Below are 26,863 nucleotides of genomic sequence, written 5' to 3'. Positions count from 1 at the left end.
TCCCGTCAGTGCACGTTGACTGAAAGGCTAAGGGCCGCGCATGCTTCTGTATATTTGAATTACTTGCACCACAAATTCGTAATAGTGGAATCATGGCCAAACAACTGAACATCGACTTGTTACGCACTTTTCACGCCGTGGCGCGCTTTCGGCGCTTCAACGAGGCGGCCGAGCATGTGCACCGCAGCGCATCGACCGTGACTACACAAATTCAAAAGCTCGAAGAGCAAATCGGCCAGCGCCTGTTCAGCCGCAGCAACCAGGGCGTGGAGCTGACCCTGTATGGCCAGAAGCTGCTCGGCGAAACCACCGAGTTTCTCAAGAACCATGACCGCCTGCTGATCGCGCTGATGCCACAGCGCATGCAGGGCAAGATTCGCCTGGGCATTCCCGATACCTATGCGCCGGCGTTCATGCAGGCGTTTTTACCGCGCTTGATCGTCGACAACCCCTTGCTGGAACTGGAAGTCGAAGCGCGCACCAGCGGTGAGCTGCTGAATATGTTTGTGGCCAACCAGCTCGACCTGGCCATCACCGTCAGCGCACAACCGCTGGCCCAGGGCGAACGCCTGGGGCCGGTGCAGCCGCTGTGGGTGGCGGCCGAGGGCTTCAGTTGCGCGCCGAATGCGGCGCTGCCGATCACCGTGCCGGTTGCCGGCTGCCCGTACCGTGCGGCGGCGTTGCAGGCGCTGAAGGATCACGGGATTTACCACCGGGTATTGCTGGAGAGCCCCAATTCCACGGCGGTCGAGGCCTGTATCCGCAGCGGCGTGGCGGTGGGGTTGATCGAAGAAAGCCGCATGGGCAGTGGGCTGACGCAAAAGGTTGCAGGGTTCGAGTTACCCCCACTGCCGGTGCATCATCTGTACCTGCTGTGCGATAGCAGCAATGCGCTGGCCCTGCATCTGTATGCGCAGGTAAAACAGGGCTTCCGCATTTGAGCCCTCACGCCTGGCCGAAGCGCGCCAGCACCGTCTCGACAAACCGCCGCAACTTGGCGGTGCGCTGCCGGTTGGCGGTGTAAACCAAGTGCATGGGGCGGCTGGGCGCCTCAAATGCCGGCAGTACCCGCACCAACTCGCCCCGGGCCAAGGCCGGACGCAGGAAGTCTTCAGCGCCCAGCACGATGCCGAAGCCATCCAGTGCCGCCGACATCAACGCCCGGCTTTCGTTGATTTGAAGGCGGCTGGCGACCTGCACCGTGTAGGGCGTCGCGCCTTGGTGGAAGACCCATTCACGGTCCGCCGGGCGTGACCAAAAGGCGTAGCCCAGGCATTCATGTTGCGCCAGGTCTGCCGGGCACTGTGGCGTCCCTCGCACCGCCAGATACGCCGGCGCCGCGCACACCACCAAGCGATAAGGTGCCAAGGGCCGGGCCGTTAAACCGGTGGTGCCCAAAGGGCCGATACGGAACGCCGCCTCATAGCCTTCCTCCACCAAGTCGACGAAGCGATCCGTGAGGTGCAGGTCAATTTCTACGTCCGGGTTGTCACGCAAAAACGCGGTAATCAGCGGCATCAGGCTGTAGGAACCGAAGGTGACCGGGGCGGTGACTCTCAGCTTGCCGCGCGGCGTGTCATTCATGATTTGGGCGAGCGAATCGGCAGCCTCAGCCTCCGTCAGGATATGTTTGCAGCGTTCGTAGTACGCGTGCCCCAGTTCCGTCAGGCTTTGCCGACGCGTGGTGCGGTTAAGCAAGCGCGCGCCGAGGCGTTGCTCCAGCGCGGCAACATGCTTGGCAACCATTTGCGCGGACATGTTCAAGCGCTCGGCGGCGCGGGCGTAAGAGCCCAACTCGGCGGCCATCACAAAGGCATGCATGCTTGAAAGACGGTCCATCATTCCCTACTCCCAGTAACAACACCCACGCCAAAACGCTCATTTATCGCCAGCTAGTTGCCAATCATCATAACTGCTCGATGACTTACGAGGAGCAAGACCATGAAGATCGGCGTGATTGGAGCAGGTTTCATCGGGCGAGCCGTGGCACAGCTGGCGCTGGCCGCCGGGCATGAGGTGATGTTAAGCAACTCCCGTGGCCCGCAGACCATGAGCAGCGTGCTCAGCGGCCTGCTCGGCGTTGAGGTGGGCAGTGCCGAGGACGCCGCCCGGTTTGGCGACGTCGTGCTGGTGGCCATTCCGTTTGAACATTACCGCAGCGTGCCCGCGCAATGGCTGGAAGGCAAAACGGTGCTGGACGCCAACAACTACTACCCCAACCGCGACGGGCATATCGCCGTGCTGGACCGCTTTGAAACCACCACCAGCCGGCTGCTCGCCGAGCATCTACCGCATTCCCACGTGGTCAAGGTGTTCAATGCGATTTTTGCCCCCGACCTGACGCAAGACGCCCGCCCCCACGGCGCGCCCGCCCGCCGTGCACTGCCGGTGGCCGCCGATGACGCCGCAGCGAAGGCGCAAGTAATCAAGCTGCTCGACGAGCTCGGTTTCGACGCCGTAGACGCAGGCGGGCTGGATGAAAGCTGGCGTTTTGAGCGGGCAAAACCTGCGTACTGCGTGCCGCTGGATCAAGCGGGTTTAACTGCGGCACTAGCAGCCGCCGAACGCACGGTGGAACTGCCGCCGGTCGAACGCGTGCGCGCCTGAACACGCGCGCACAAAAAAGCCCGCTGACCGTGACCGGTTCAGCGGGCTTCTTACAGCGGTTTGACCTTTGGCTTACAGCGCCAGGTCAGACGCCGGCTTGCTCGGCTCAGCCGCAGGCTTGGCAGCCTCGGTGGCTTCGGTCGCCTTTGGCGCGTTCAACTGCGGAATCGCAGGCGGTGGGGTCAGTTGCAGGATGCCGGCAGTGTAAGCCCACTCCTTCGCAACAGCCTCAGGGCTGTCATTCAGCTTGGTGCCGTAGCTCGGCACGATCTGGTGCAGTTTGGTCTGCCACTCAGGGGTCGCGACCTTGTCCTTGAACACTTTTTGCAGCACGGTCAGCATGATCGGAGCCGCGGTCGACGCGCCTGGCGATGCACCCAACAGGCCTGCGATGGTGTTGTCGGCGGAGCTGACCACTTCGGTACCGAGTTTCAGGACGCCGCCCTGCTCTTCGTCACGCTTGATGATCTGCACGCGCTGACCGGCTTGCCACAGGCGCCAGTCTTCTTTCTTGGCGTTCGGGAAGTACTCTTTCAGGGCGTTGTAGCGGTCGTCATCCGACAGCATCAGTTGGCCGGCAAGGTACTCGACCAGTGGGTATTCACGAATACCGACTTTGGTCATTGGCCAGATGTTGTGGGTGGTGGTGCTGGTCAGCAGGTCCAGGTACGAGCCTTCTTTCAGGAACTTGGTCGAGAAGGTTGCGAATGGGCCAAACAGAATCACACGCTTGCCATCCAGCACGCGGGTGTCCAGGTGCGGAACCGACATCGGTGGCGCGCCAACCGAAGCCTTACCGTAGGCCTTGGCCAGGTGCTGCTCGGCAATCGTTGGGTTATCGGTCACCAGGAACGAACCACCCACCGGGAAGCCTGCGTATTCCTTGGCTTCAGGAATGCCCGACTTCTGCAGCAGGTGCAGTGCACCGCCGCCGGCGCCGATGAACACAAACTTGGCGTCGGTTTCAGTCTTGGTGCCGTCTTTCAGGTTTTTGTAGCTCACACGCCACGAACCGTCGGCGTTTTTGGTGATGTCCTGCACTTCGCTCGACAGTTTCAGATCAAACTTCGGCGTGGTTTGCAGGTGGGCAACGAACTGGCGGGTGATCTCGCCGAAGTTCACGTCGGTGCCGATCGGCGTCCAGGTGGCCGCGATTTTCTGGTTCGGGTCACGCCCTTCCATCATCAGCGGAACCCACTTGGCGATTTGCGCCGGGTCTTCGGAGTACTGCATGCCAGCGAACAGCGGGCTCGCTTGCAGGGCTTCGTAGCGTTTTTTCAGGAACTTGATGTTGTCATCGCCCCACACGAAGCTCATGTGCGGCGTGGAGTTGATGAACGAACGTGGGTTCTTCAACACGCCCTGCTGGACCTGCCAGGACCAGAACTGACGGGAGATCTGGAACGCTTCGTTGATCTCGACCGCTTTCGGGATCTCAACGGTGCCGTCCTTGTTTTCCGGGGTGTAGTTCAGCTCAGCCAAAGCCGAGTGACCGGTACCGGCGTTGTTCCAGCCGTTGGAGCTTTCTTCGGCCACGCCATCCAGGCGCTCGACCATCTCCATCGACCAGTCCGGCTGCAGCTCGTTGAGCCAAACACCCAGGGTCGCACTCATGATGCCGCCGCCGATCAGCAGCACATCGACTTTCTTTGCCTCTTCCGCGTGAACGGAGGTGATCCCCATCGACAAAGCCAGCCCCAGCAGGGCAGTGTTTACTTTTTTAAACATCAGTAGCACCTATGATAAAACGCCATCCGCCCTACCGCCCCTGAGCATGGGCAACCCTCTATCACGCCGCGCCAGGCAGCGCGCCGCGGGGTTTGCACATTCACGAGAGAGCCGCAGGGTGGGCACACAAGGCCGACGTATCGACCTCACTGTTTATGTCCCTTCTGCGCTGACTTTTTATCATTATTGGCTTCAGCTACCTGGGCGACAGCCAATCGCCGGGACGTATACGGGTGTACGTGCCGGGAAAGACCAGACCAAGACGGCGCGCAGAATATCACGCCAAAGAGGGTTTATGCGCCGTTTGGCCAATTGACAGCTCTAAATCGCGGCTTTTAACGCGCCGCTGTCAAGCCAGGCAGGCGCGACGTGGCGTCACAGGTGGCTAGATGAAACTGAACTCTGCTGCAAACGGCTGTTCTAGACACCTTCGCCGCTGCTTGCGTAGCATCGGCGGCTGTCCTTCGTGCAATCCTTCCAAACAGAGTTACCCATGACTATCCAGCAAACACCCGGGCACGTACTGCCCGCGCGCAGCGCCGCCAAAATGGAAGCTGCCATGGCCGTGGGCGCCTTCGCGATCGGCACCGGCGAATTCGCCATCATGGGGTTGATGCCCGACATCGCCCACAATTTGAATTTGAGCGAACCGCAAGTCGGCCACGCCATCAGCGCCTACGCCCTCGGCGTCATGGTCGGCGCGCCACTGCTGGCCATCCTCGGCGCCAAATTGCTGCGCAAACACATGCTCTTATTGCTGATGGGCCTGTACGCGCTGGGCAACCTCGCCACCGCCTTCACCCCGACCTTCGGCTCGCTGGTGGCCTTCCGCTTTATCAGCGGCCTGCCCCACGGCGCCTACTTCGGCATCGCCGCTGTCGTCGCCTCGAGCATGGTACCCAACGACAAACGCGCCGGCGCCGTGGCCCGGGTGATGATGGGCCTCACCCTCGCGATGCTGCTCGGCAACCCCATCGCCACCTTCCTGGGCCAACACCTGGGCTGGCGCTCGGCGTTCGCGCTGGTCAGCGCCATCGCCCTGTGCACCATCGCCCTCGTCTGGCAATTCGTACCCGACCGCCACGACGAACCGCGCAGCGACCCGCGCAAAGAACTGCGCGCCTTCACCAAACCCCAGGTGTGGATGGCCCTGTCCATCGGCGCGATTGGCTTTGCCGGCATGTTCTGCGTGTTCAGCTACCTCGCCCCGACCATGCTCGAAGTGACCAAAGTCTCGCCCCAGTGGATCCCCTTCGGCCTCGCCGCGTTTGGCGTGGGCGGCATCATCGGCAACATCGCCGGCGGCAAGCTGTTCGACCGCCTGCAATTTCGCGCCGTGGGCTGGATTATGGTGTGGTCGATGGCCGTGCTGATCTTCTTCACCTTCGCCGCCAGTGCGCTGTGGAGCGTACTGCTGGGCATCGGCTTGGTCGGCACCATGATTGCCATGGCCGCGCCGCTGCAAATCCGCCTGATGGACATCGCCCACGAAGCCCCGAGCTTGGCGGCAGCGTCCAACCACGCCGCATTCAACCTGGCGAACGCGCTGGGCCCGTGGTTTGGCGGGATGGCGATTACGGCGGGTTATGGCTGGACCAGCACCGGCTACATCGGCGCCGCCACCGCACTCGTGGGCCTGGGCATCTACCTCATCGCACGCCGCATGAAAGGCGGCCACTGACACGTCCCAGACCACCACAACCCTAATGTGGGCATTCTAAAGGTGGGAGGGGGCTTGCCCCCGATAGCGGTGGGCCAGTCAACACACCTCTGACTGCCCCACCACTCCATCAATCATCATGCAACAACCCCGACCCATACTCCCCATAACTACTCCCCAGCCCACCGCCAGCAAAATTCATCTTGGCCGCCTTGCTCGGGCTATGGTCCCCAAACGCCTGGCATCCGCCAGAGAAACAAGGGTCACCACTCCCGCCCGACGACCCCGTCGAACAAGCGCCCAACAGCAACGTGCCAGCAATCAGCGCGACTTTAACCAGGTTCGAGATCATGTTTTCAGTTCCCTATGGGCTGGAGGTGCGGGGGTCCTCTCTTAAGTGGGAGCGTAGTCCTCAACGGTGCGGGGAATTATGAAACTTTGCGGGGTGACAGCATGGGTTCAGGTTGCCGCCTTGGGGGTGAGGCGGCGGGGTTAGGGGTCAGGCTGTGGCGGCAGGCGCAACTTGGTCTTGGGCTCGGTTGACGAGTAGAGCGCTTAGGTCGATGAGTTGCTGGATGCCCAGGATGATGGCGCGGTGGGGGTCTTCGAGGTCGAAGGCCAGGGTTGCGGCCATTTGGTTGGCGGAGTCGAGGTTTTCGGCGGCGTTGGCTAGGAGGGTTTCGGTGTCGATGTTGGGGCTGACGGAGAATAGGTTGCTGGGTGGTTGCTCTGTGGTAGCAGTGTCGTCAGATGGCGGTAGATAATGATGAATGGCGCGTTGGGCAGCCGTTTGTAGCTTGGCATCGACGGGCGCAGTGTTTTGATCGACATAAGGATTGCGTGATTTGTTAAGCATGGGCGAAGCTCCAAATATTTTCGGGAGTTAAAACGCCTTAGCAATACGGACTTCCACCTCCGGCCGCTGGGTTTGCAGCGGCTTGAGGAGGTTAGCGATGGGTGGTCTGACGGGCAAGCTGAGGAAGGTGTGGGAAAGTTCCTAGAGTATGTCGTGGCCTGACCCCTATATACTCTAAAAGCCTCCCGCCTTGCTGCAAAACGTTGCCTTGCTAATGAGATCGACAGCATGCGACCCGTTAACAGGCTCTATGAGCTTTTAGAGTATTTTTACAAGATACCACCCAAAAGTGAGAATAAAATTGGTGGCCGGCTAAAAGATAGAAAACAGGATAGAAAATAGGGTCAGACCACATTTAGATAATGGTGGTCTGACCCTATTTTTCTTTCTATTTTTCCCTGCTATCTAATCCGTCGCAGGGATGCTACATCGGAACTCTGCGCGGCCATCGGCTACCCGACACCGATGATAGCCCAGGTGAGCATGACGGCTTCGTGGTAATCACCGCCAAAAGCGTCGGCGGTTCATAACCGGCCCCCGGCAATTCTGGCGCCGGACTTGGCTCGGAAAAGGCTGGACCCCGCCTCACCCAAAGAACGCGCCGAACGACTATTTCTGTTTTAAGGAGACGCATAAGATAGCTTTGAATGATTCAAAGTTGACACCAAGGTTGGAAACCAGCGTAATGAGGGACTTACCTTAATAGCGTCTTTGCTGTAGGCAATATATGCACGAACTCAGCGATAGCTATTCGCCGACAACTCTACAAATAATCTGAGCAATTCAGGCTAGACATGGCTAGACTCAAAAACACCGATAACTTGAAGCACTCAAACAAGGACGAAACATGAAATTAGTAGCCACGCCTCTGATCATAGCTGAAAACGCAGACTTTGAAGGCGACCTGTTTGAACGAAGATCTTTCGGAGAATCCATCTCCAATATAATTAAAAATTCGAAAGACCCCCTAGTAATCGGACTGGACGGAAACTGGGGAGAAGGCAAAACCACATTTGTGAAAATGTGGCAAGGACTCTTAGATGAACAAGGCTTACCAAATATATATATAGATGCCTTCGCCAGTGACCATACAGATGATGCGTTCATGGTGGTTGCAAGCGCTATAACCGACTACGCGGGCTCAAAATTACCAAAACCAAAAGTAAAAGAACTCATAGACAAGACAAAAAAGGTAGGTGCACAGTTATTTTCTTGGGGAACAAAAATAGCCATAAAAGCGCTGACTTTAGGCGTAATAAAAGACAGCGACATTGACGATTTGAAAGGTATCAGCAAGGAAGTCTCGGACGGATTTAGCAATACAGCTGAAAGCCTTATCAAAGAGAAACTGATTAGCCATAAAGATGACTTGGAAAGTATTCAGTCATTCAAAGACTTCCTCTCAGACCTTCCAAGTCTTTTAACCGATAGTGAAGGCGCGCCTCCACTCACAATAATAATCGATGAGCTTGATCGATGCCGCCCATCTTTTGCAGTTGAAATACTCGAAAAAATCAAGCATTTATTTTCTGTTGAAAATATTACTTTTGTTCTTGTAATGAATAAGAGGCAACTTGAAGACTCAATAAAATTCACGTACAGCCCTAATATTGACGCACATACTTATTTACAAAAGTTTCTGACATTCGAAGCAACTCTTCCAAAACGCCTAGAGGATAGAAACAATGATATCGAAATTTACTGCAGAAGTTTATACAATCGTCACGAATTGCCAAGCAACCTCGACAGAGCATTTATCGCGTACGCATCTGCCCTAGCCAACCATTTCAATCTAACACTTCGACAAATAGAAAAAGTATTTTCGAACATCACACTTGCACTCAGCTCCTTTAATAATCCAGGGCAAGCTAATGCGGCAATACTTATATTTATATGCTCTATTAAGACCGTCATGCCCGGCGTGTTTGCTAAACTCTCCAAAAACCAGTTAACCTATGACGAGCTAGCAAAAGAGATTGGCGTCAATCAAAATCCGAAGGCCGACTATCACTTAGCACATATTATGCTATGGATAGAGTACTCCCTAATGTCAAATGAACAGCTTGAAAAACTTCCAACTGAACATTCGATTAAAAGGATAGAAAATTCCATGTGGGGTCACAACCGCCTCGACGTTTTCAAAGGACACATCGAATCTCTTGTAAATTTCTCCATAAAATAAATGCAATTTGGCGAGCCCTACCAGCTCGCCAAATCAATTCACCAAGTGTTGTTGATACATATATTCTCCTTTATTGGAAAAGCCCCTCTCAATGCCGACGGTTCCCCGTTCGTGATGACCAGCACTCCGCTGACTTCAGCGTTCCCATGCCACTGATTCGTCCTGCTGTGCGAATTTCCACCGTCTCTAACCGGACCCCCTCAAACACTGGGCGAATATCGGGTGGTCGTTTATGCTGACAATCACCTTGCTCTTACCGCAACGTGAAGTCCTCGGTTATTGGGCAGGAGGGATTCTAAGCCTCCCCGCCAATTTCGTAGGGTTTGAAGCGGATGACGTTCTCCCCGATCCAGTCATTAAGTTGCCGCATGCGTGTCTGAATCGGCTCTATCTCATTCGCCGCATAGATCTGAGCCGCTTCCCTGATCGATCCAAAGCCCCCCGCGTTCTGCGGCACAATGCCCATCAGCTGCGGTGGAATACGCAAGCTGGCTAGCACATCGTCACGGGTTTGGTTTTTGATCGAGTTGAATTCATCCTTGGCCGCCACTTCACTGACCGGGATCAGCTGTATCCCGTCCTTCTTGCCGGTGGGCGAATACACAAACAAGTTGCGAAAATTGCCTGGCCCCTTGGAGTCCTTGAGCGCCTTGCGCAAAGCGTCAATATCGGTTTCTGTCTGTGCGGCATCGGTCATGTAGAGAATGAAGCCGGCGTGACTGCCATTCTTGTAGTACTTGCGGCGGAACAACGTGGCCGATTCGTTGAGCAACGCCGACTGCAAGGCACTAATCCACTCCGGCAAGCCATAAATCTTCTGGTGCAAATCCGCTTCTCGCAGATGAAAAATACTGCCCGGCTCAAACTGGTGTTCATCCTTCCAGCCTTGCACCTGGTAATAACGCCCTTCCGGGCCGACCCGCAGGATATCGGGGTCAGACCACAATACCCGACGCAATGAGCATCTTGATGATCCTCGTCTTTTTCCAAACGGCGTGACGCAAAACACACCTCCCGACACCCAAGACTCATCCCTGATAAACTGCGCCCCATTCGCCTCGCTAACTCAGATTCCCCCATGCCCCTACAAACCGCCCCACTCTCCCGCCGCTTCTCCGTCGCCCCGATGATGGACTGGACCGACCGCCACTGCCGGTTCTTTCTGCGCCTGCTCTCCAAGCACGCCCTGCTCTACACCGAGATGGTCACCACCGGCGCGATCCTGCATGGCGACCACGAGCGCTTCCTGCGTCACAACGAAGCCGAGCACCCACTCGCGCTGCAGTTGGGTGGCAGTGTCCCCGCCGACCTCGCCGCCTGCGCGCGTATGGCTGAGGCTGCCGGTTACGACGAAGTGAACTTGAACGTCGGCTGCCCGAGTGATCGGGTGCAGAACAATATGATCGGCGCGATCTTGATGGCGCACCCTGCGCTGGTGGCGGATTGCGTGAAGGCGATGCGTGATGCGGTGTCGATTCCGGTGACGGTGAAGCATCGGATCGGGATCAATGGGCGCGACAGTTATGCCCAGTTGTGTGATTTCGTTGGGACGGTGAGGGATGCCGGGTGCACCAGTTTTACGGTGCATGCGCGGATTGCGATTCTGGAGGGGTTGTCGCCGAAGGAGAATCGCGACATTCCGCCGTTGCGCTATGACGTGGCGGCGCAGTTGAAGCAGGATTTTCCGGAGTTGGAGATTGTGCTGAACGGTGGGATTAAGACGCTGGAGCAGTGCCAGGCGCATTTGCAGGTGTTTGATGGGGTGATGTTGGGGCGGGAGGCTTATCACAATCCGTATTTGCTGGCGGAAGTGGATCAGCGGTTGTTTGGCAGTGAGGCGCCGGTGATTAGTCGGGCGCAGGCGTTGGCGCAGTTGCGGCCTTATATTGCGGAACATTTGGCCAGTGGTGGGGTGATGCATCACATCACTCGGCATGTGTTGGGGTTGGGGACGGGTTTCCCTGGGGCGCGTAAGTTTCGGCAGTTGTTGTCGGTGGATATTCATAAGGCGAGTGATCCGCTGGCGTTGTTGGATCAGGCTGGGGAGTTGTTGGAGGGGCGGTGATGGTTTCTGATTGTCAGTTGGGTTATTTGGGGCTGACAGGCCGCTTTCGCGAGCAAGCCCGCTCCCACAGTTTTGGGTGATGGGTGTCAGGGTGACTGGGCTGTTGTGGCGAGCAGGCTTGCCCTGCGTTGGGGTGCGAAGCGGCCCTAAACCTATGAATGCGTTTTAACTGAAAAGTCGCATCAGCCTTACTGGGGCCGCTGCGCGCCCCAACGCAGGGCAAGCCTGCTCGCCACAGGGAGCCTGCTCTCCACACCAAGCTTGCTCTCCACAGGGAGGCTTCCACGGGACCGCGTTGTCCGTAGGGCAGTTGGGTTGAACCTGTCGGCGGTTTTGGTCTCCTAGTTAGCAGTACAGCCGGTGATTCAAACGGCTGTTTTCAGGTTGTTGCCCTCGCAAACGATCGAACGCATTTGCGCCCTTGAGCGCCTGCCGGCGCTCGGGTAATGTCATCAGACCCACAGGACAGAGCACGCCCATGACTTCCAAGCTGGAACAACTCAAGCAATTCACCACCGTTGTAGCCGATACCGGCGACTTTTCCACCCTCGCCAAGCTCAAGCCGCAAGACGCCACTACTAACCCTTCCCTGCTGCTCAAGGCCGCGTCGATCGCAGGCTATGCCAAGCTGCTGGATGAGTGCGTGAAGGACTGCAACGGCGACGTGGGCCTGGCCAGCGACCGTTTTGCGGTGGCGGTAGGTCAAGAGATTCTGAAAGTCGTGCCGGGCCGTATTTCCACTGAGGTGGATGCGCGCCTGTCGTTCGATGAAGCCGCTATTCTCAAGCGTGCGCACCGTCTGATCGACCTGTACGACAAAGCCGGCGTCAGCCGTGACCGTGTGCTGATCAAGATCGCCTCCACCTGGGAAGGCATCCGCGCGGCAGAGAAGCTGGAAAAAGAAGGCATTCAAACCAACCTGACGCTGCTGTTCTCGTTTGCCCAGGCCGTCGCCTGTGCCGAGGCTGGGGTGTTCCTGATTTCGCCGTTCGTGGGCCGTATCTACGACTGGTACAAGAAGGCCAACGGTAACGACTACACCGGTTCCGATGATCCGGGCGTGCAGTCGGTGACGCGCATCTACAACTACTACAAGGCCAACGGCTACAAAACCGTGGTGATGGGTGCGAGCTTCCGTAACCTGAGCCAGATTGAAGAGCTGGCCGGCTGTGATCGCCTGACCATCAGCCCGGACCTGCTGGAGAAGCTGGCGGCCGATGAAGGCAAGCTGGAGCGCAAGTTGGCGCCAGGCCATGCCGGCGAAGCGCGCGTGCATTTGACTGAAGCGCAGTTCCGCTGGGAGTCCAACGAGGATGCGATGGCGACTGAGAAGCTGGCGGAGGGGATTCGTCAGTTTGCTCGGGATCAGGAGAAGCTTGAGGCGCTGTTGACTGCCAAGCTGTAAAAGCGGCGGTAGCAAAAAGGGCGGCACCCTCGCGGGTGCCGCCCTTTTTTGTGCCTTTCGCTGGTCTCATGCCGGTCACAGTTCAAATGTGGGAGCTGGCTTGCCTGCGATAGCGGTGGGTCAGTAATGAATAGGTGGCTGATACACCGCTATCGCGGGCAAGCCCGCTCCCACATTTGAACGGTGTCGACTGGAGGCTTAGTGGCGTTCCAGGGCGTTCACGAGGTCGTGGAAGGCTTCGCGGTTGGACTCGTTCAGGCCCATCAGGATCTTGTGCGCTTCGAGCACCTTGACCCGTACCACTTCTTCGGACTGGTCTTGCGACGGCAGGTCGGTCAGGCATTCCGGGCACGGGATCGGGCGGTCAACGATGTTGAACACCTGGTCAAAGCCCATGGACTGCAGCAGCCGGGTGATGTCTTCGTGGGTGGTGACCACAGTCGGCAACAGGCCGACCTTCTGCCGAGACAGAATGGACAACTTGGCCAGCAGGCCCAGGGTGGTGCTGTCGATGCTGCGGGTTTCGGTCAGATCGATCACGATCGCCGAGAAATTCAGGGCAGTGAAAATCCGCTCAATCGTTGCATCCAGCGCCGAACACAAGGTCAGGCGCACTTCACCGACAAACTTCAGGACGAAGGTCCCGTCTTGCTCGGCGAATTGGATTCTTCCGGTACTCATCAAAGATTCCTGCTCAACACCAATAGGGCGATATCATCCGGCATCTCCCCTAGCGTGGCCAATCCAAAAACCTGCCGCAGGCCATCCAGGCTGCCGCCCGCCGACCTGACCTTTTCAGGCAAGGCGGCTTCTTTCTCTTTGAGTGTAGGCTCTGGAAGCAGGTCCAGGATGCCGTCGGACATCAGCGTCAGGCTGAAGGTCGGCGGCAGTTCCAGGATGTGGTCTTCGTAGGTGGCTTCATTGAACAAGCCCACCGGCAGACCACGGCCTTCCAGGTAACGCACACTGTCTGGAGTGTATAAAACCGGCATCGGCAGGTGACCGCCGATGCTGTAGGTCAAAAGACCGGTTTCTTCATCTATAACGCCGCCGACCATCGTCACGTGCTTGCCCAGCTTGCAGCTGATCAGGCCTCGGTTGATGTGGCCCAGCACCTCGGAGGGGGTGAACTCCGGCAAGGTGCCATTGCGCTTGGATTCGAACAACAGCCGTGTGGTCATGAACTTCAACAACACGGTGACAAAAGCTGAGGATGCACCGTGGCCGGAAACGTCGGCCAGGTAGAACGCCACACGCCGCTCATCCACACGGAAATAATCGACAAAATCACCCGACAGGTACAACGACGGGATGATCTGGTGCGCGAACTTGAACTCATCAATGGTCCAGGGGCTCACCGGCAGCATGTTCATCTGCACCTGGCGACCGGCGTTCTGGTCTTCCTGAAGCAGGTTGAGGCTGGCTTCGAGTTCGCGGTTGGCGGTTTCGAGCTTTTCGCGGTAGCGCTGGTTTTCCAGCAGCAGGCGGGCACGGTCGAGTGCGCGGCGCACCGAGTGCTCCAGCACGGCCAGGTCTTCCAGGGGCTTGATCAGGTAATCGGCGGCGCCCAGGCGCAGGGCCTCGACGGCATCGTTCATCACGCCGGCACCGGACACGACAATCACCGGCGTCTGCGGGGCGAGCTCAGTCACCTGGCGAATCAGCTCGAGGCCGCCCATCTGGGGCATGCGCAGGTCGCAGATCACAAGGTCGGGCTTGTCGCGCTCGAATACCTGGAGACCCTGTTGGCCATTGCTGGCCTGCAGGACGCTGAAGCCACTGTCTTCCAAATAGGCCGCGAGGCTCGCGCGCACTACTTCGTCGTCATCGATTATCAGCAGCGTGGCACTGGTTTTTTGCATGTGGGCAAACGGCGCCAGAATTAGGTTGGCGTAGGTGGCTCGGCAATGGCCGGGCTCACGTACTGGATTCGCTTTCTAGCCACTCTGTCCTACAAAGCACTGGGATTTTGCCCATGCACAACGGTAAAGCAGAGGTGCCCTTCTAAGGCGCAGACGGTACTCCCATCCGTCAGGGGTTTCAAGCTCATGCCGATGGTCGCCGGGCGTCTTTACACCGCAAATCACCGGGAGTTATAAGAACACCCACGACCACAACACAAAGTAAGGATGGAACCCGTGAGCGAACACGAGCGCGACTACGCCGAAAAACGCGATTTCATCCGCATGCGAGTGGATGCCGATGTATCGCTGATCCACGCTGGGCAGGAGATTGCCGGGGTCTGCGTGGACCTTTCCAGCTCCGGCATGCAGGTTGAGGCACCCCGCCAGTTTCAGGTGGGCGACCGGCTGACCGTGCGCATTGACTCAGAGCACGCCGCCCTCGCGGGCCTGGAGGCAGATACCGAAGTGGTGTGGACCAAAAACGAGGGCGAGCGCCAGCACCTGGGCCTCAAGATCCTGAAAATGCACTAAAAACCGCGCACAAAAAAGGCGACCGCTCGGGTCGCCTTTTTCATTTCAAAACGTCACGGCTTAAAAATCGTCGACGACCTTGCCGTCTTTGACCTTGAACTCGCGGTTCTGCAGGTAAGCGTTACGGATGAAGGTGTACTTGTCACCGGTGATCAGCTTCTCGCTGTCGAGCAGGCTGGCACGGGTATCGACGATGTTCAGGCCGAAGGTGCTGTTACGCCAGCCGATGTCGTTCATGTAGCGATACGGTTGGGTGTAGCTGTCGACGTATTTGGATGGCGCATCACGCAAGGTGCTTGGGCCGAGCAGCGGCAGCATCACGTAAGGACCGCTGCCGACGCCCCAGTAACCGAGGGTCTGGCCGAAGTCTTCATCGTTGCGCTGCAGCCCCATTTTGGTGCCGACATCAATAAAGCCCAACACGCCAAAGGTGGTGTTCATCAGCAAACGGGCAGTGTCGACACCGGCCGCGTGTGGCTTGAGCTGGAAAACGTCGTTGGCAAAGTTGCCGACATCACCGATGTTGCGGAAAAAGTTATGGATGCCGGTCTGGACGAATTGCGGGGTGACAAACTGATAGCCCTGGGCCAATGGCTTGAGCGCGTAAGTGTCAACGGTGTCGTTGAAGGTGAAGATCGGACGGTTAACGGCTTCCCATGGATCGTCTTCGGACGCTGCGTTAGCGGCGAACGGGGCCAAAAGAACAGTGGCACACACAGATAGCTGAGCGAAATAGTGGCTCCAGCGCATAGCTTTTGCTCCTTGAATGGTCTGTCATGGGCGCTATGCCCTGAATAAGGCCGTCAGTATATGACGGAAGTGTCGAATAAGGCATCCAGTAGGATCGCTCTCATAGGAAATGCACAAATTTCCTACAATTACGGCCGATGTCACGCGCTTGTCATCCAGCCCCGATAGCGTCACAGCTATTTCAGGGATGTCGAAAATGCCTCACGCCGAGATTGCCGTCGCCAGCGCACCCGCCTTGACTGCCGTACTGTTTGGCCTTAGTGGCTGCCTGGTGGATTTTGGTTCCCAAGCGCGCACCGATAGCCCTTGCCCCGACTCTCACGCCACACCTGGCGCGCTGAAGATTCTGCGCAGCCTCAAAGACCAGGGCGTGCCCTGCGCCTGGCTGGATGAATTGCCTGCCGCGGTAACCACCCCTCTGGCCGCCGTGCTGCCTGATTGGCTCAAAGCAGCATCGCCCTCCTCGATTCGCTGGCCGGCGCCGCATGCGTGCTGGCAGGCCTTGATGGAATTGAACATCGAACGCCTTGAAGGCTGCGTGCTGGTCAGCGGCGAACCGCGCCTGCTGCAATCGGGCCTGAATGCCGGGTTGTGGACCATTGGCCTGGCGTCCTGCGGCTCACTGTGCGGCCTGGCGCCCGAACAATGGCAGGCACTGACCGAGCAGCAACGCGAACACAAGCGCGGCAAAGCCACGGTGGCACTGTATGGCTTGGGCGTGCACTCGGTGATCGATCACCTCGGCGAGCTCGGCACCTGCCTGGCGGACATCAGCCTGCGCCAGCTCAAAGGCGAGAAGCCCTGATCGAGATCATGCACGGTCGGCGCCGGTGGATTAATCTACTGGTCAGCCCGTAGACCTTTCCCGGCGTGCCGCGGTCTATGCCAGTGCCTATCGATAAAAGGAAGAACGCCATGCCTGCCCGCGAACAGCTGAAAGACCAAGTCAGAGAATTGCGCGAGCAATTGAATAGCGACCCGCTGATGTCGGCGGAGAAACGCGACGAACTCGAAGCATTGATTGCCGAACTTGAAGTTCAAGAGCCTTTGGAAGGCGCGATTCAGGACCCCAGCATTGCCGATGGCGTGAACCTGGCGGTGGAACGCTTCGAGCTGGACCACCCGGGCATTGCCGGGACCTTGCGCAATATTGTGGTGACCTTGGGCAATATCGGGATCTAACCCGAGCCCAAGCCGAACACAGAAGCAAAATGTGGGAGCTGGCTTGCCTGCGATGACGGTGTATCAGTCGCCAGATGTATGACTGAAAGACCGCTATCGCAGGCAAGCCAGCTCCCACAGTTGTTTTGCGTGAAGGCTACTGGCGGGCCAGGCGCAGGTTCTGGAACTGCACAGCCTCAGTGCTGCGATACGGGTTGATATCCAACCCGCCGCGGCGCACATAGCGCGCATACACGGTCAGCTTCTGCGGCTTGAGCAAGCGCTGCAGGTCGAGAAAGATCCGCTCCACACATTGCTCATGGAAGTCCGAGTGCTGGCGAAAGCTGACGATATATTCCAGCAGGCTGGCGTGATCCAGCGCGTGGCCACGGTACTCGACCACCACACTGCCCCAATCCGGCTGGCTGGTAACCGGGCAATTGGATTTGAGCAGGTGGCTGTGCACGCTCTCCTCGACGATGCGCGAGTCATCGCAACGCAGCAGCTCCGGACGTGGGTGTTCGTAGTTGCTGACGCTGATGTCGAGGTCGTCAATGCACACGCCCGGCAGGGCTTGCACGCCCTCGGCTTCAACCTCGGCCAGGCTGCGGATGCGCACGCTGACCGGCTTGCCAGCGGCTGCGCTGAGGTCGGTGCGCAGTGTCGCTTCCAGGCTGGCCGTATCGGCAAACGCGGTCTGGTTCAGCGAATTGAGGTACAGCTTGAAAGACTTGGACTCGATGATGTTCGGCGAGTCGGCCGGGATGCTGAACTCTGCGATAGCCACTACCGGCTTGCCCGATGGCAGCAGCCAGGACAGCTCGAAGCAGTTCCAGAAATCCACACCCTTGTAAGGCAGGGTGTCGGCGCTCAGGCCCAGCTCGGCCCATTTGGCGGCGCGAGGGATCGGGAACAGCAACGATGGGGTGTAAGTGGAGATGTATTCACTGGACTTGCCCAGCGGCGAATGTTCGGCTGCGGGATGCATGGCGGAAACCTGGCTAAATAAACCGCGCCAGTCTACCAGCCTTTGCTCCCGCCCTTAAGAATCGCCTCACTCAACGGTCAGCGTGCCGACCATGCCCGCCTGATAATGCCCCGGAATATTGCAGGCAAACTCCAGGCCCGTGGCCTTGGTGAAGGTCCAGGTCAACTCAGCGGTCTTGCCCGGCTCGACCAGTACGCTGTTGGGATCGTCATGCCGCATGCCCGCCATATCGCCGTGCCCCATCGCGCTGTGGTCCATCTTGCCCATGCCAGTGGCGGTGAGCATGCCGCTGGCTTGCATCTTGAGCATTTCTTTCTGGTGTTCGGCGTGCATCGCCGCGTCGCCCAGGTTGAATTCGTGAAGCAATTGGCCTTTGTTCACCAGCACAAAGCGCACGGTCTCACCGGCTTTTACGTCCAACGCCTTGGGCGAAAAGGAAATGTCCTGCAGCACCACTTCCACCGTGCGCGTGGCTTTATCGGCGGCTGCCGGCTGGCCGAACGCAAAGGTGTGGGCCGTGTCCGCCAGCGCATCAAAACTCAATGCCAACAGGCAACCCGCCAATATCAGAGGTGTACGCAGTGCCATCTCGATTCTCCAAAAGTGTGTGAACAGCTCTGTCAGCACTCTAAGATGGCGCCGCTGCCAGCCAGCTGACTGCTAGATTACAACTTTGTCAGGTTGCGCCCCTGCCCTGGCACCCACGGTATAAAACCCGTTGCTCACCGCTGCCAAGAGTCGCCCATGAAACTGCTGATCGTCGAAGACCAACCGAAAACCGGCCATTACCTGCGCCAGGGCCTGAGCGAGGCGGGCTTTACCACCGAGCTGGTGGCCGACGGCACCACCGGGCAACACTTGGCACTGACCGGTGATTACGACTTGCTGATCCTTGACGTGATGCTGCCGGGCCGCGACGGCTGGCAAATTCTGCAAGCGGTACGCAGCGCCGGCCTGGACATTCCGGTGCTGTTCCTCACCGCCCGCGATGCCGTGGAAGACCGCGTGCACGGCCTGGAACTGGGCGCCGACGATTACCTGGTCAAGCCTTTCGCCTTTTCCGAACTGCTGGCCCGCGTGCGCAGCCTGTTACGCCGTGGCAGCAGCGCGCCACAGGAAACCGCGCTGCAACTGGCCGACCTGCGCCTGGACCTGATCCGCCGCCGCGTCGAACGCGACGGCCAGCGCATCGACCTCACCGCCAAGGAGTTTTCCCTGCTGGAACTGCTGCTGCGCCGCCAGGGCGAAGTACTGCCCAAGTCGTTGATCGCCTCGCAGGTGTGGGACATGAACTTCGACAGCGACACCAACATCATCGAAGTGGCGATCCGCCGTTTGCGCCTGAAAGTCGACGACAGCTTCCCCAACAAACTGATCCACACCGTGCGCGGCATGGGGTATGTGCTGGAGGAGCGGTGCAATTGATCAAGCGCCTGTCTCTGGCCAGCCGTCTGGCGCTGCTGTTTGCGGCGTGCACCGCCGTGGTTTCGTTGCTCGCCGGCGTGCTGTTCAACCACGCCAGCGAGGCGCACTTTATCGAGCTGGACCAGCAACAACTCGACAGCCAGCTGGTGGCGCTGCGCAGCACTTTGCAGGGGGTCGACTCGCCACAATTATTTGCGCAACGCGAGGCGCAACTGCGCGCCGAGCTCAATCGCCAACCCGAACTGGCGCTGCGCGTTACTGCCCAAGGCCAGCGCTGGTTTGACGGCGCGCCCGGCATCAGCCTGCCTGAAGCACCGGGCTTGCACAGCCTGCAAAACGCTGGGACTGAGTATCGCGTGTATAACGCGCCATTGGTCGCCGGCCAACCCGGCTCGCCGCAATTGACGCTGATGCTCGACATCACCCATCACCAGCACTTCCTGCAACGCATGCAGCACCTAATCTGGCTGACCGTCGGCCTCTCGGCCCTGGCCACCGCGCTGCTCGGCGCCTGGGCCGCGCGCAGCGGGTTGCGGCCGCTAAGGCGCATGGGTGAAGTGGCTGCCAGCGTGTCGGCGCACTCGCTGACTCAGCGCCTGCCCCAGCAGCACATGCCGGTTGAACTGGCCGAACTGGCCCAGGCCTTCAACGCTATGCTCGGGCGTCTGGACGACTCGTTCCAGCGCCTCTCGGCCTTCTCCGCCGACATCGCCCATGAACTGCGCACGCCGCTGTCGAACCTGCTGACCCACACCCAAGTCATCCTCACCCAGCCACGCCCGCTGGAGGACTACCGCGAGGCGCTTCACAGCAACCTGGAAGAGTTGCAGTGGATGGCCCAGCTGGTGAATGACATGTTGTACCTGGCCAAAGCCGACCATGGCTTGCTCATGCCCAAGCGCGAGGCCTTGGTGCTGGACGATGAAGTGGAAGCGTTGATCGAGTTCTTCGCGTTGCTGGCCGAGGACGCGCACGTCAGCCTGGTGCGCGAGGGCACGGCGCATACGGCGGGTGATCGCGGCATGTTGCGCCGGGCGTTGTCGAATTTGCTCGATAACGCGCTCAGGTTTACCCCGGCCGGTGGCGAGGTGCGGGTGCGGATGGCTGAAACCGCGCGGGGTGTGACGCTGAGCGTGGAGAATACGGGCGAAGGTATTCCGGCGGCGTTGTTACCGCGGTTGTTTGATCGGTTTTATCGGGCTGACCCGGCGCGCCGTGAAGGCAGCAGTGAGCATGCGGGGCTGGGGCTGGCGATTACTCAGTCGATTGTGCGGGCGCATGGGGGGAGGATTTATGGTGAGTCTGAAGCTGGGTGGACGCGGTTTGTGATTGAGTTGCCCAAGGGGGATTGATGCAAGCTGCTCCGGCCCTATCGCGGGCAAGCCCGCTCCCACATTTTTGATGTGTGAATACATTCGAATGTGGGAGCTGGCTTGCCTGCGATAGCGGTCTCAGACCTTACGAATACCTGAGCGCATGCGCCGGCTCAATCTTCGCCGCCCGATACGCCGGGTAAATCGTCGCCAAAAAGCTCAACACAAACCCGGCCGTGCAAATCAGCAGCACGTCGCCGCCCTGCAGTTCCGAAGGCAGGTTGCTGACGAAATACACGTCCGAACTGAAGATATGTTGCCCGGTCACACGCTCCAGCCAACCCACCAGTTCGCTCACGTTGAGCGCCGCAATCACGCCCAGCACACCGCCGATCAAAGTGCCGACGATGCCGATCACGGTGCCCTGCACCATGAAGATCGCCATGATCTGCCGTGGCGTGGCGCCAATGGTGCGCAGGATCGCGATGTCGGCGCCCTTGTCGTTCACCACCATGATCAAGGTGGCGATGATGTTGAACGCGGCGACGGCGACGATCATCAGCAGCAACAGGCCGATCATGGTCTTTTCCATCTTCATTGCGCTGAACAGGCTGCCCTGGGTGTGGGTCCAGTCATCCGGCTTGTAGGCCGCGCCGAGGCTGGCGGCGATGTCTGCCGAGACCTTCGGTGCCGCGTACAGGTCTTTCACCGCCAGGCGCACGCTTTGCACCTGGTTCGGCTGCCAATGCTGGATTTCGGCGGCGTCGGCCATGTTGATCAGGGCCATGGAGCCATCCAGCTCGGCGCCGACCTTGAAGATACCAACCACGTTCAAGCGCTGCATGCGCGGGGTGATGCCACCCGGCGCCGTGCTGATTTCGGGCACGATCAGGGTCAGCTTGTCACCCACGTTCAGGCGGAAGCGCCGTGCAGTGATGTCGCCGATGACCACACCGAACTCGCCGGCCTTCAGGTCATCCAGTTTGCCGCGCACGATGTGCTGGGCCACGATCGAGACTTTGCCTTCCTGGGCCGGGTCGACGCCGCTGATCTCGATCGGCTGCATCGCGCCCTTGTAGGAGAACATCCCGTCCATCTGCGTGAATGGTACAGCGGCAGTCACTTGCGGGTTCTTCATGGCGGCGGCGGCCACCGGCTGCCAGTCATCAATCGGGTTCACGCCGACGATGGTCGCGTGGGGCACCATGCCGAGGATGCGTGAGCTCATTTCGCGCTGGAAGCCGTTCATCACCGACAACACCACGATCATCGCCAGCACGCCCAGGGCGAGGCCGATCATCGAGGTCATCGAGATAAACGAAACAAAACGGTTGCGGCGCTTGGCGCGGGTATAGCGCGTGCCGATGAAAATCGATAACGGTCTGAACATTCGCGGGCACCGTTTAAAAAAATGAAAAAGCCCAGCGCCAGGCGCCGGGCTTGAAACGGGTCAGATGGCGACCAAGTGACCTTCCTGCAGGTGCAGCACGCGGTCCATCTGGCGGGCCATGCTCATGTCATGGGTCACCACCAGGAACGCGGTGCGCATCTGGGTGCTCAGTTCGAGCATCAAATCCTTGATGCCCTGGGCGGTGTGGGAGTCGAGGTTGCCGGTTGGCTCATCGAGCATCACCAGGCCTGGGTTGTTGACCAGGGCACGGGCAATCGCTACACGCTGGCGCTCGCCACCGGACAACTCGGCCGGCTTGTGCTCCAGGCGATGACCGAGGCCGACGCGCTCCAGCAATGCCTTGGCGCGCTGGCGGGCTTCCGGGATCGCGGTCTTGCCGATCAGCAGCGGCATGCACACGTTTTCCAGCGCGGTGAATTCCGGCAGCAGGTGGTGGAACTGGTACACAAAACCCAACGAGCGGTTACGCAGTTGGCCACGCGCCTTCTCCCCCAGGGCCGACAGCTCTTCGCCAGCCAGCCACACGCTGCCCTGGGACGGCGTATCCAGGCCGCCCAACAGGTTGAGCAAGGTACTTTTGCCAGAGCCGGAACTGCCGACGATCGCCACGCGTTCGCCCGGGTGCAGCTCAAGTTGCAGGTTGGACAACACCACCACCGATTCCGGACCTTCCTCGTAGGATTTGCCCAGGTTGCGGCAGCTCAGGATTGCTTTTTCACTCATGCCCGATTCACTCATAACGTAAGGCCTGTGCTGGCTGGGTACGTGCCGCGCGCCAGGCTGGATACAGGGTGGCAAGGAAGCTCAATACCAACGCGGCGCCGCCTACCATCAACACGTCCTGGGCCTGAACCTGGGACGGCAAGTAGTCGATGAAGTAGACGTCGGCGTTGAGAAACTTGTGACCGATGACTTTTTCCAGCGCGGCGATGGCGGCGCTGACGTTCAGCGCGGCCAGGATGCCGACCGCGGTGCCGATCAAGGTGCCGACCACGCCGATCACGGTGCCCTGCACCATGAAGATCGCCATGATCTGCCCCGGCGTGGCGCCCAGGGTACGCAGGATGGCGATGTCGCCTTTCTTGTCGTTCACCACCATCACCAGCGTGGAAATGATGTTGAACGCGGCCACGGCGACGATCAGCAGCAACAGCAGGCCGATCATGGCTTTTTCCATGCGGATGGCCTGGTAGAGGTTGCCGTGGGTGCGGGTCCAGTCGCGGGCGTAATACTGGGATTCACCCAGGTGCTGGGCGATTTCCCAGGCGCCGCGCGGGGCGTCGAACAGGTCGTTGAATTTGAGGCGCAGGCCCTGCACCTGATCCGGCTTCCAGCGATGCAGGCGCGCCAGGTCGGTGAGGTTGGTCAGGCCGAGGTAGCCATCGATCTCGCCGGCGCCGACGTGGAAGGTGCCGACCACGGTGAAGCGCTTCATGCGCGGGAACATGCCGGCCGGGGTCACGGTGACTTCCGGGGCGACGAAGGTCAGCTTGTCGCCGATGTTCACGCCGAGCTTGGCCGCCGCCTTGTCGCCGATCACGATGCCAAAGCTGCCGGGCGCCAGGTCGTCGAGTTTGCCCTGCAACATAAACTTGTCGATGATCGACACGTTACGTTCCTGAGCCGGGTCGATGCCATTGAGCAGGATTTTCTGCACCTTGCCGTCGTTGGTCAGCAACCCCTGCATCTGGGTAAACGGCGCAACGGCCACCACCTTGGGGTTCTGCTTGACCTTGTCGGCAAGGCTTGGCCAGTCGCTGATGGGCGAATCGCCCTCGATGGTCGCGTGGGGCACCATGCCCAGCACGCGGGTGCGCATCTCATGATCGAAGCCGTTCATCACCGACAGCACCACGATCATCACGACCACGCCCAAGGCGAGCCCGATCATCGAGGTCAGGGAAATGAACGACACAAAATGATTGCGACGCTTTGCACGGGTATAACGCGTGCCGATAAATACGAAGAGAGGTCTGAACATGTCGGGGCTTGTTCGGAGGAAAAGAAGACGTCCCGGTGGCGGGGTCAGGTAAGCAGCTTTACACTCAGACCATTACCGCTACTTTGGGTTCGCCATGTCGACATTAGATGAAGAAGAGCGCCGCGAATACTACCGTATCGACGACATGATCGCACTTCAAATCAGCACCCTCTCTGCCCCCGAAGCGGCGAGCAAGGAAGTGTTGCTGGATGATTCGCCGCTGTTCAACCTGCTCAGCGAATTGCACCTCAGCGAATTCGAAGCCCAGCACCTGCTGCGCCAGATCAGCGAGAAAGATCGCAGCCTGGCCGCCTTCCTCAAAGTCCAGAACAAACGCGTGGACCTGCTCAGTCAGATCATGGCGCGCGGCCTGCTCGATGAGGTGGGCGCGCCGCAGCCGGTGATCCTTTCCGAAGGCGGTATCGACTTCCAGCACCCAACGCCGCTGGCGCCCGACACGCACCTGGCGGTCAAGCTGGTATTGATGCCCCAGGCGCTCGGCTTGCTGCTGCGTGCCCGCGTGACGCATTGCGACGCCAAGGGCGACGGCTTTGACGTGGGCACGGAATTCGAATCGATGACCGATGCCCAACGCCAATTGCTGGCGCGCTACATCCTGCAAAAACAAGCCCAGGAACGACGCCTGGCGCGGGAACAAAGCGACGCCCAAGACACCTGAATCTCGTATGACCCCGCCGGGCTATCTGGCGCAAAGGAGCAACTGTGACCCTGATTTATGGCCACCGCGGTGCCAAAGGCGAAGCACCGGAAAACACCCTGACCAGCTTTCAGGAGTGCCTCAAGCACGGCGTACGCCGCTGCGAACTGGATTTGCACCTGTCCATGGACGGCGAGCTGATGGTCATCCACGACCCGACCCTTAAACGCACCACCGACCGGCGCGGCAAAGTCGTCGAGTATTCGGCAGCCGACCTTGTGAAGATGGACGCGCGCAAAGGCGGCCCGGGTTGGGTCAGCCCCTGCCCGATCCCACGCCTTGAAGAGTTGTTCGAAAAATGCGACTTCGATCACTGGCAGCTCGAAGTCAAAAGCGCTTCGCGTACCCGCGCCGCGACGACCGTACTGGCAATTCGTGAGATGGCTGTGCGTCATGGCCTGATGGACAAGGTCACCGTGACCTCAAGTTCGCGGGAAGTCTTAAAAGCGGCGGTTGAACTCACCCCGGACCTGTCACGCGGCCTGGTCGCCGAATACGCCTGGCTCGACCCGCTGAAGGTCGCGCAAAACTACGGCTGTGAATACCTGGCATTGAACTGGACGTTGTGCACCCCCGAGCGTCTGGAAAAAGCCCAGCGCCAGGGTCTGCACGTGTCCGTGTGGACGGTCAACGAACCGGCGCTGATGCGCAGGCTCGCTGACTTCGGCGTAGATAGCCTGATTACAGACTTTCCCGGTTTGGCCACTGCCACCCTCGAGAATTACTGAAATCGGTCTCCCCGGCCGGCTCAGGCCACCGGCCGGAGCCGCTCAAAAAAGCCGGTTGAGGCCGTCGTAGGCCGCTACCCGATAGGCTTCGGCCATGGTCGGGTAGTTGAACGTGGTGTTCACAAAGTACTTGAGGGTATTTTGCTCACCCGGCTGGTTCATGATGGCCTGGCCGATGTGCACGATCTCCGAGGCCTGGTAGCCGAAGCAATGCACGCCGAGGACTTCCAGGGTCTCGCGGTGGAACAGGATCTTGAGCATGCCTTGCGGCTCACCGGCGATCTGCGCACGCGCCATGCTCTTGAAGAACGCCTTGCCGACTTCGTAAGGCACCTTGGCCTTGGTCAGTTCGTGTTCGTTCTTGCCGATCGAGCTGATCTCCGGAATCGTGTAGATACCGGTCGGCACGTCGTTCACATAGCGCCAGCTGCCGTTGTCGACAATGCTGCCGGCCGCTGAACGGCCCTGGTCATGCGCGGCACTGGCCAGGCTTGGCCAGCCGATCACGTCACCGGCGCCATAGATGTTGGTCACGCAGGTGCGGTAGTTCTCGTCGACTTCGATCTGGCCACGGCTGTTGACCTTCACGCCGATGTTTTCCATGCCCAGCTTGTCGGTGTTGCCGGTACGGCCGTTGCACCACAGCAAGGCGTCGGCCTTGATCTTCTTGCCGGACTTGAGGTGCAGGATCACACCGTTGTCCAGGCCTTCGACCCGCTCGTACTCTTCGTTGTGGCGCACGGTGATGTTGTTGTTGCTGAAGTGGTAACTCAACGCCTGGGAAATTTCCGAGTCGAGGAAGCTCAGCAACTGGTCGCGGTTATCCACCAGCTCCACCAATACACCCAGGCCGCTGAAGATCGAGGCGTATTCACAGCCAATCACGCCGGCGCCGTAGATGATCAATTTGCGCGGGGTGTGGCCCAGGCTCAGGATGGTGTCGCTATCGTAGATACGCGGGTGGTGGAAATCGATATCGGCCGGGCGATACGGGCGCGAACCGGTGGCGATGATGATGTGCTTGGCCACCAGCTTCTCGACCACGCCGTTGGCGCAGACCACTTCGACGGTCTGCTCGTCGGCAAAACTGCCGGTGCCGAAGAACAGGTCGACGCGGTTACGGGCGTAGTAGCCGGTGCGCGACGCGACTTGCTTGGAGATGACTTTTTCGGCGCTTTTCAATACGTCCGGGAACGAGAACCAGCGCGGCTCACCAATGGCCCGGAACATCGGGTTGGTGTTGAACTGCATGATCTGGCGCACCGAGTGACGCAAGGCCTTGGACGGGATGGTACCCAGGTGGGTGCAGTTACCGCCGACCTGGCGACGGCTATCGACCATCGCCACCTTGCGCCCAGCTTTGGCGGCGTTCATCGCCGCACCTTCTCCAGCCGGGCCGGAACCCAGTACCACCACGTCGTAGTTGTAGACAGCCATGCGTACTCCTCAG

General features: G+C 59.2%; 26 protein-coding genes and 1 pseudogene. 13 read left to right on the top strand and 14 right to left on the bottom strand.

What is annotated here, in order from left to right; translation table 11 throughout:
* The first annotated feature begins 92 nt into the window (after positions 1 to 92).
* On the top strand, positions 93 to 941 hold the full coding sequence (locus ABWL43_RS07960) for a LysR family transcriptional regulator (protein ID WP_404487387.1): 849 nt from the start codon (positions 93 to 95) through the stop codon (positions 939 to 941).
* A gap of 4 nt (positions 942 to 945) precedes the next feature.
* Here the strand turns inward: ABWL43_RS07960 and ABWL43_RS07955 are convergent, their stop codons facing one another.
* Positions 946 to 1,842, bottom strand: a complete 897-nt coding sequence (locus tag ABWL43_RS07955) for a LysR family transcriptional regulator (protein ID WP_404487386.1) — start codon at positions 1,840 to 1,842, stop codon at positions 946 to 948.
* A gap of 99 nt (positions 1,843 to 1,941) precedes the next feature.
* Between ABWL43_RS07955 and ABWL43_RS07950 the strand changes: the two genes are divergently transcribed.
* Positions 1,942 to 2,607: an NADPH-dependent F420 reductase gene (locus tag ABWL43_RS07950; protein ID WP_404487385.1), complete on the top strand. Its 666-nt coding sequence runs from the start codon at positions 1,942 to 1,944 to the stop codon at positions 2,605 to 2,607.
* 72 nt (positions 2,608 to 2,679) lie between these two features.
* Here ABWL43_RS07950 and mqo read toward each other — a convergent pair whose 3' ends face one another.
* The gene (gene mqo / locus ABWL43_RS07945; protein WP_242193916.1) at positions 2,680 to 4,335 is read right to left on the bottom strand and encodes a malate dehydrogenase (quinone); all 1,656 of its coding nucleotides are present in this window, start codon (positions 4,333 to 4,335) and stop codon (positions 2,680 to 2,682) included.
* Between the two features lie 493 nt (positions 4,336 to 4,828).
* Here mqo and ABWL43_RS07940 point away from each other — a divergent pair, with 493 nt between their 5' ends.
* A complete protein-coding gene (locus ABWL43_RS07940; RefSeq protein ID WP_242193917.1) occupies positions 4,829 to 6,016 on the top strand; it encodes an MFS transporter in 1,188 nt (395 codons plus the stop codon).
* Positions 6,017 to 6,125: 109 nt separating this feature from the next.
* Here ABWL43_RS07940 and ABWL43_RS07935 read toward each other — a convergent pair whose 3' ends face one another.
* Positions 6,126 to 6,347 carry a hypothetical protein gene (locus ABWL43_RS07935; RefSeq protein ID WP_404487384.1) on the bottom strand — a complete coding sequence of 74 codons (222 nt, stop codon included), beginning with the start codon at positions 6,345 to 6,347 and terminating at the stop codon, positions 6,126 to 6,128.
* A gap of 147 nt (positions 6,348 to 6,494) precedes the next feature.
* On the bottom strand, positions 6,495 to 6,851 hold the full coding sequence (locus ABWL43_RS07930) for a DUF6124 family protein (protein ID WP_404487382.1): 357 nt from the start codon (positions 6,849 to 6,851) through the stop codon (positions 6,495 to 6,497).
* Positions 6,852 to 7,698: 847 nt separating this feature from the next.
* Here ABWL43_RS07930 and ABWL43_RS07925 point away from each other — a divergent pair.
* Positions 7,699 to 9,033, top strand: a complete 1,335-nt coding sequence (locus ABWL43_RS07925; RefSeq protein ID WP_404487381.1) for a P-loop NTPase fold protein — start codon at positions 7,699 to 7,701, stop codon at positions 9,031 to 9,033.
* Between the two features lie 295 nt (positions 9,034 to 9,328).
* Here the strand turns inward: ABWL43_RS07925 and ABWL43_RS07920 are convergent.
* Positions 9,329 to 9,958 (bottom strand): annotated as a pseudogene (locus tag ABWL43_RS07920) (phage portal protein); the annotation flags it as partial.
* A gap of 153 nt (positions 9,959 to 10,111) precedes the next feature.
* On the opposite strand from ABWL43_RS07920, the gene dusA reads away from it, so the two are divergent.
* Both dusA and tal read left to right on the top strand, forming a co-directional pair.
* Positions 10,112 to 11,098 (top strand): tRNA dihydrouridine(20/20a) synthase DusA, encoded by a 987-nt coding sequence (gene dusA, locus ABWL43_RS07915; RefSeq protein ID WP_404487380.1) that lies wholly within the window; start codon positions 10,112 to 10,114, stop codon positions 11,096 to 11,098.
* A gap of 478 nt (positions 11,099 to 11,576) precedes the next feature.
* A complete protein-coding gene (gene tal / locus ABWL43_RS07910; RefSeq protein WP_145163069.1) occupies positions 11,577 to 12,503 on the top strand; it encodes a transaldolase in 927 nt (308 codons plus the stop codon).
* Positions 12,504 to 12,701: 198 nt separating this feature from the next.
* On the opposite strand, the gene rssC is transcribed toward tal, so the two are convergent.
* Positions 12,702 to 13,184, bottom strand: coding sequence for an anti-sigma factor antagonist RssC (gene rssC, locus ABWL43_RS07905; protein WP_003172602.1), 483 nt, complete (start codon positions 13,182 to 13,184; stop codon positions 12,702 to 12,704).
* Complete coding sequence (gene rssB / locus ABWL43_RS07900; RefSeq protein WP_145163067.1) at positions 13,184 to 14,365, bottom strand: two-component system response regulator RssB; 1,182 nt, start codon at positions 14,363 to 14,365, stop codon at positions 13,184 to 13,186. Before rssB ends, rssC begins: the two co-directional genes overlap by 1 nt.
* A gap of 276 nt (positions 14,366 to 14,641) precedes the next feature.
* On the opposite strand from rssB, the gene ABWL43_RS07895 reads away from it, so the two are divergent.
* Positions 14,642 to 14,938 carry a PilZ domain-containing protein gene (locus ABWL43_RS07895; protein ID WP_242193930.1) on the top strand — a complete coding sequence of 99 codons (297 nt, stop codon included), beginning with the start codon at positions 14,642 to 14,644 and terminating at the stop codon, positions 14,936 to 14,938.
* Between the two features lie 60 nt (positions 14,939 to 14,998).
* Here the strand turns inward: ABWL43_RS07895 and ABWL43_RS07890 are convergent, their stop codons facing one another.
* The gene (locus tag ABWL43_RS07890; RefSeq protein WP_106576915.1) at positions 14,999 to 15,688 is read right to left on the bottom strand and encodes a VacJ family lipoprotein; all 690 of its coding nucleotides are present in this window, start codon (positions 15,686 to 15,688) and stop codon (positions 14,999 to 15,001) included.
* 196 nt (positions 15,689 to 15,884) lie between these two features.
* Here ABWL43_RS07890 and ABWL43_RS07885 point away from each other — a divergent pair, with 196 nt between their 5' ends.
* Entirely contained in the window at positions 15,885 to 16,493 is a 609-nt protein-coding gene (locus ABWL43_RS07885) for an HAD family phosphatase (protein ID WP_145163061.1), read from the top strand.
* 110 nt (positions 16,494 to 16,603) lie between these two features.
* Positions 16,604 to 16,870, top strand: a complete 267-nt coding sequence (locus ABWL43_RS07880) for a DUF4404 family protein (RefSeq protein ID WP_106576917.1) — start codon at positions 16,604 to 16,606, stop codon at positions 16,868 to 16,870.
* Between the two features lie 136 nt (positions 16,871 to 17,006).
* Here ABWL43_RS07880 and queF read toward each other — a convergent pair whose 3' ends face one another.
* Both queF and ABWL43_RS07870 read right to left on the bottom strand, forming a co-directional pair.
* Complete coding sequence (gene queF / locus ABWL43_RS07875) at positions 17,007 to 17,837, bottom strand: NADPH-dependent 7-cyano-7-deazaguanine reductase QueF (RefSeq protein WP_404487379.1); 831 nt, start codon at positions 17,835 to 17,837, stop codon at positions 17,007 to 17,009.
* 66 nt (positions 17,838 to 17,903) lie between these two features.
* Positions 17,904 to 18,425, bottom strand: a complete 522-nt coding sequence (locus ABWL43_RS07870) for a plastocyanin/azurin family copper-binding protein (protein WP_119739217.1) — start codon at positions 18,423 to 18,425, stop codon at positions 17,904 to 17,906.
* Between the two features lie 156 nt (positions 18,426 to 18,581).
* On the opposite strand from ABWL43_RS07870, the gene ABWL43_RS07865 reads away from it, so the two are divergent.
* Both ABWL43_RS07865 and ABWL43_RS07860 read left to right on the top strand, forming a co-directional pair.
* Entirely contained in the window at positions 18,582 to 19,262 is a 681-nt protein-coding gene (locus tag ABWL43_RS07865; protein WP_404487378.1) for a heavy metal response regulator transcription factor, read from the top strand.
* Positions 19,259 to 20,614 carry a heavy metal sensor histidine kinase gene (locus tag ABWL43_RS07860; protein ID WP_404488376.1) on the top strand — a complete coding sequence of 452 codons (1,356 nt, stop codon included), beginning with the start codon at positions 19,259 to 19,261 and terminating at the stop codon, positions 20,612 to 20,614. Before ABWL43_RS07865 ends, ABWL43_RS07860 begins: the two co-directional genes overlap by 4 nt.
* A 106-nt stretch (positions 20,615 to 20,720) precedes the next feature.
* On the opposite strand, the gene ABWL43_RS07855 is transcribed toward ABWL43_RS07860, so the two are convergent.
* The 3 genes from ABWL43_RS07855 to ABWL43_RS07845 are packed head-to-tail and all read right to left on the bottom strand — an operon-like array spanning position 20,721 to position 23,967.
* Positions 20,721 to 21,965, bottom strand: coding sequence for a lipoprotein-releasing ABC transporter permease subunit (locus tag ABWL43_RS07855; protein WP_106576921.1), 1,245 nt, complete (start codon positions 21,963 to 21,965; stop codon positions 20,721 to 20,723).
* Between the two features lie 60 nt (positions 21,966 to 22,025).
* On the bottom strand, positions 22,026 to 22,709 hold the full coding sequence (lolD, locus tag ABWL43_RS07850) for a lipoprotein-releasing ABC transporter ATP-binding protein LolD (protein ID WP_017477213.1): 684 nt from the start codon (positions 22,707 to 22,709) through the stop codon (positions 22,026 to 22,028).
* A 7-nt stretch (positions 22,710 to 22,716) separates the two neighbouring features.
* Entirely contained in the window at positions 22,717 to 23,967 is a 1,251-nt protein-coding gene (locus tag ABWL43_RS07845) for a lipoprotein-releasing ABC transporter permease subunit (protein WP_145163052.1), read from the bottom strand.
* Positions 23,968 to 24,061: 94 nt separating this feature from the next.
* On the opposite strand from ABWL43_RS07845, the gene ABWL43_RS07840 reads away from it, so the two are divergent.
* A complete protein-coding gene (locus ABWL43_RS07840; RefSeq protein WP_242193941.1) occupies positions 24,062 to 24,646 on the top strand; it encodes a PilZ domain-containing protein in 585 nt (194 codons plus the stop codon).
* A 44-nt stretch (positions 24,647 to 24,690) separates the two neighbouring features.
* Positions 24,691 to 25,413 carry a glycerophosphodiester phosphodiesterase family protein gene (locus ABWL43_RS07835; protein ID WP_106576925.1) on the top strand — a complete coding sequence of 241 codons (723 nt, stop codon included), beginning with the start codon at positions 24,691 to 24,693 and terminating at the stop codon, positions 25,411 to 25,413.
* A 42-nt stretch (positions 25,414 to 25,455) separates the two neighbouring features.
* Here ABWL43_RS07835 and sthA read toward each other — a convergent pair whose 3' ends face one another.
* On the bottom strand, positions 25,456 to 26,850 hold the full coding sequence (gene sthA / locus ABWL43_RS07830) for a Si-specific NAD(P)(+) transhydrogenase (RefSeq protein ID WP_005786183.1): 1,395 nt from the start codon (positions 26,848 to 26,850) through the stop codon (positions 25,456 to 25,458).
* Between the last annotated feature and the right edge of the window lie 13 nt (positions 26,851 to 26,863).

This window comes from Pseudomonas sp. HT11, assembly GCF_044875395.1.
Taxonomy (GTDB): Bacteria; Pseudomonadota; Gammaproteobacteria; order Pseudomonadales; family Pseudomonadaceae; genus Aquipseudomonas.
The sequence above is the reverse complement of the archived record's forward strand: the minus strand, read 5'-3'. Positions and strand labels throughout refer to the sequence as shown.

What these genes read in the sequence shown, in the direction of transcription:
- tal (WP_145163069.1), top strand. Translation starts at nt 11,577, where the DNA reads ATGACTTCCAAGCTGGAACAACTCAAGCAATTCACCACCGTTGTAGCC.
- lolD (WP_017477213.1), bottom strand. Translation starts at nt 22,709, where the DNA reads ATGAGTGAAAAAGCAATCCTGAGCTGCCGCAACCTGGGCAAATCCTAC.
- ABWL43_RS07890 (WP_106576915.1), bottom strand. Translation starts at nt 15,688, where the DNA reads ATGCGCTGGAGCCACTATTTCGCTCAGCTATCTGTGTGTGCCACTGTT.
- ABWL43_RS07870 (WP_119739217.1), bottom strand. Translation starts at nt 18,425, where the DNA reads ATGGCACTGCGTACACCTCTGATATTGGCGGGTTGCCTGTTGGCATTG.
- sthA (WP_005786183.1), bottom strand. Translation starts at nt 26,850, where the DNA reads ATGGCTGTCTACAACTACGACGTGGTGGTACTGGGTTCCGGCCCGGCT.
- ABWL43_RS07855 (WP_106576921.1), bottom strand. Translation starts at nt 21,965, where the DNA reads ATGTTCAGACCGTTATCGATTTTCATCGGCACGCGCTATACCCGCGCC.
- ABWL43_RS07935 (WP_404487384.1), bottom strand. Translation starts at nt 6,347, where the DNA reads ATGATCTCGAACCTGGTTAAAGTCGCGCTGATTGCTGGCACGTTGCTG.
- ABWL43_RS07840 (WP_242193941.1), top strand. Translation starts at nt 24,062, where the DNA reads ATGTCGACATTAGATGAAGAAGAGCGCCGCGAATACTACCGTATCGAC.
- ABWL43_RS07955 (WP_404487386.1), bottom strand. Translation starts at nt 1,842, where the DNA reads ATGATGGACCGTCTTTCAAGCATGCATGCCTTTGTGATGGCCGCCGAG.
- queF (WP_404487379.1), bottom strand. Translation starts at nt 17,837, where the DNA reads ATGCATCCCGCAGCCGAACATTCGCCGCTGGGCAAGTCCAGTGAATAC.
- ABWL43_RS07880 (WP_106576917.1), top strand. Translation starts at nt 16,604, where the DNA reads ATGCCTGCCCGCGAACAGCTGAAAGACCAAGTCAGAGAATTGCGCGAG.
- ABWL43_RS07865 (WP_404487378.1), top strand. Translation starts at nt 18,582, where the DNA reads ATGAAACTGCTGATCGTCGAAGACCAACCGAAAACCGGCCATTACCTG.
- ABWL43_RS07845 (WP_145163052.1), bottom strand. Translation starts at nt 23,967, where the DNA reads ATGTTCAGACCTCTCTTCGTATTTATCGGCACGCGTTATACCCGTGCA.
- ABWL43_RS07930 (WP_404487382.1), bottom strand. Translation starts at nt 6,851, where the DNA reads ATGCTTAACAAATCACGCAATCCTTATGTCGATCAAAACACTGCGCCC.
- ABWL43_RS07960 (WP_404487387.1), top strand. Translation starts at nt 93, where the DNA reads ATGGCCAAACAACTGAACATCGACTTGTTACGCACTTTTCACGCCGTG.
- ABWL43_RS07950 (WP_404487385.1), top strand. Translation starts at nt 1,942, where the DNA reads ATGAAGATCGGCGTGATTGGAGCAGGTTTCATCGGGCGAGCCGTGGCA.
- dusA (WP_404487380.1), top strand. Translation starts at nt 10,112, where the DNA reads ATGCCCCTACAAACCGCCCCACTCTCCCGCCGCTTCTCCGTCGCCCCG.
- ABWL43_RS07925 (WP_404487381.1), top strand. Translation starts at nt 7,699, where the DNA reads ATGAAATTAGTAGCCACGCCTCTGATCATAGCTGAAAACGCAGACTTT.
- rssB (WP_145163067.1), bottom strand. Translation starts at nt 14,365, where the DNA reads ATGCAAAAAACCAGTGCCACGCTGCTGATAATCGATGACGACGAAGTA.
- ABWL43_RS07940 (WP_242193917.1), top strand. Translation starts at nt 4,829, where the DNA reads ATGACTATCCAGCAAACACCCGGGCACGTACTGCCCGCGCGCAGCGCC.
- rssC (WP_003172602.1), bottom strand. Translation starts at nt 13,184, where the DNA reads ATGAGTACCGGAAGAATCCAATTCGCCGAGCAAGACGGGACCTTCGTC.
- mqo (WP_242193916.1), bottom strand. Translation starts at nt 4,335, where the DNA reads ATGTTTAAAAAAGTAAACACTGCCCTGCTGGGGCTGGCTTTGTCGATG.
- ABWL43_RS07885 (WP_145163061.1), top strand. Translation starts at nt 15,885, where the DNA reads ATGCCTCACGCCGAGATTGCCGTCGCCAGCGCACCCGCCTTGACTGCC.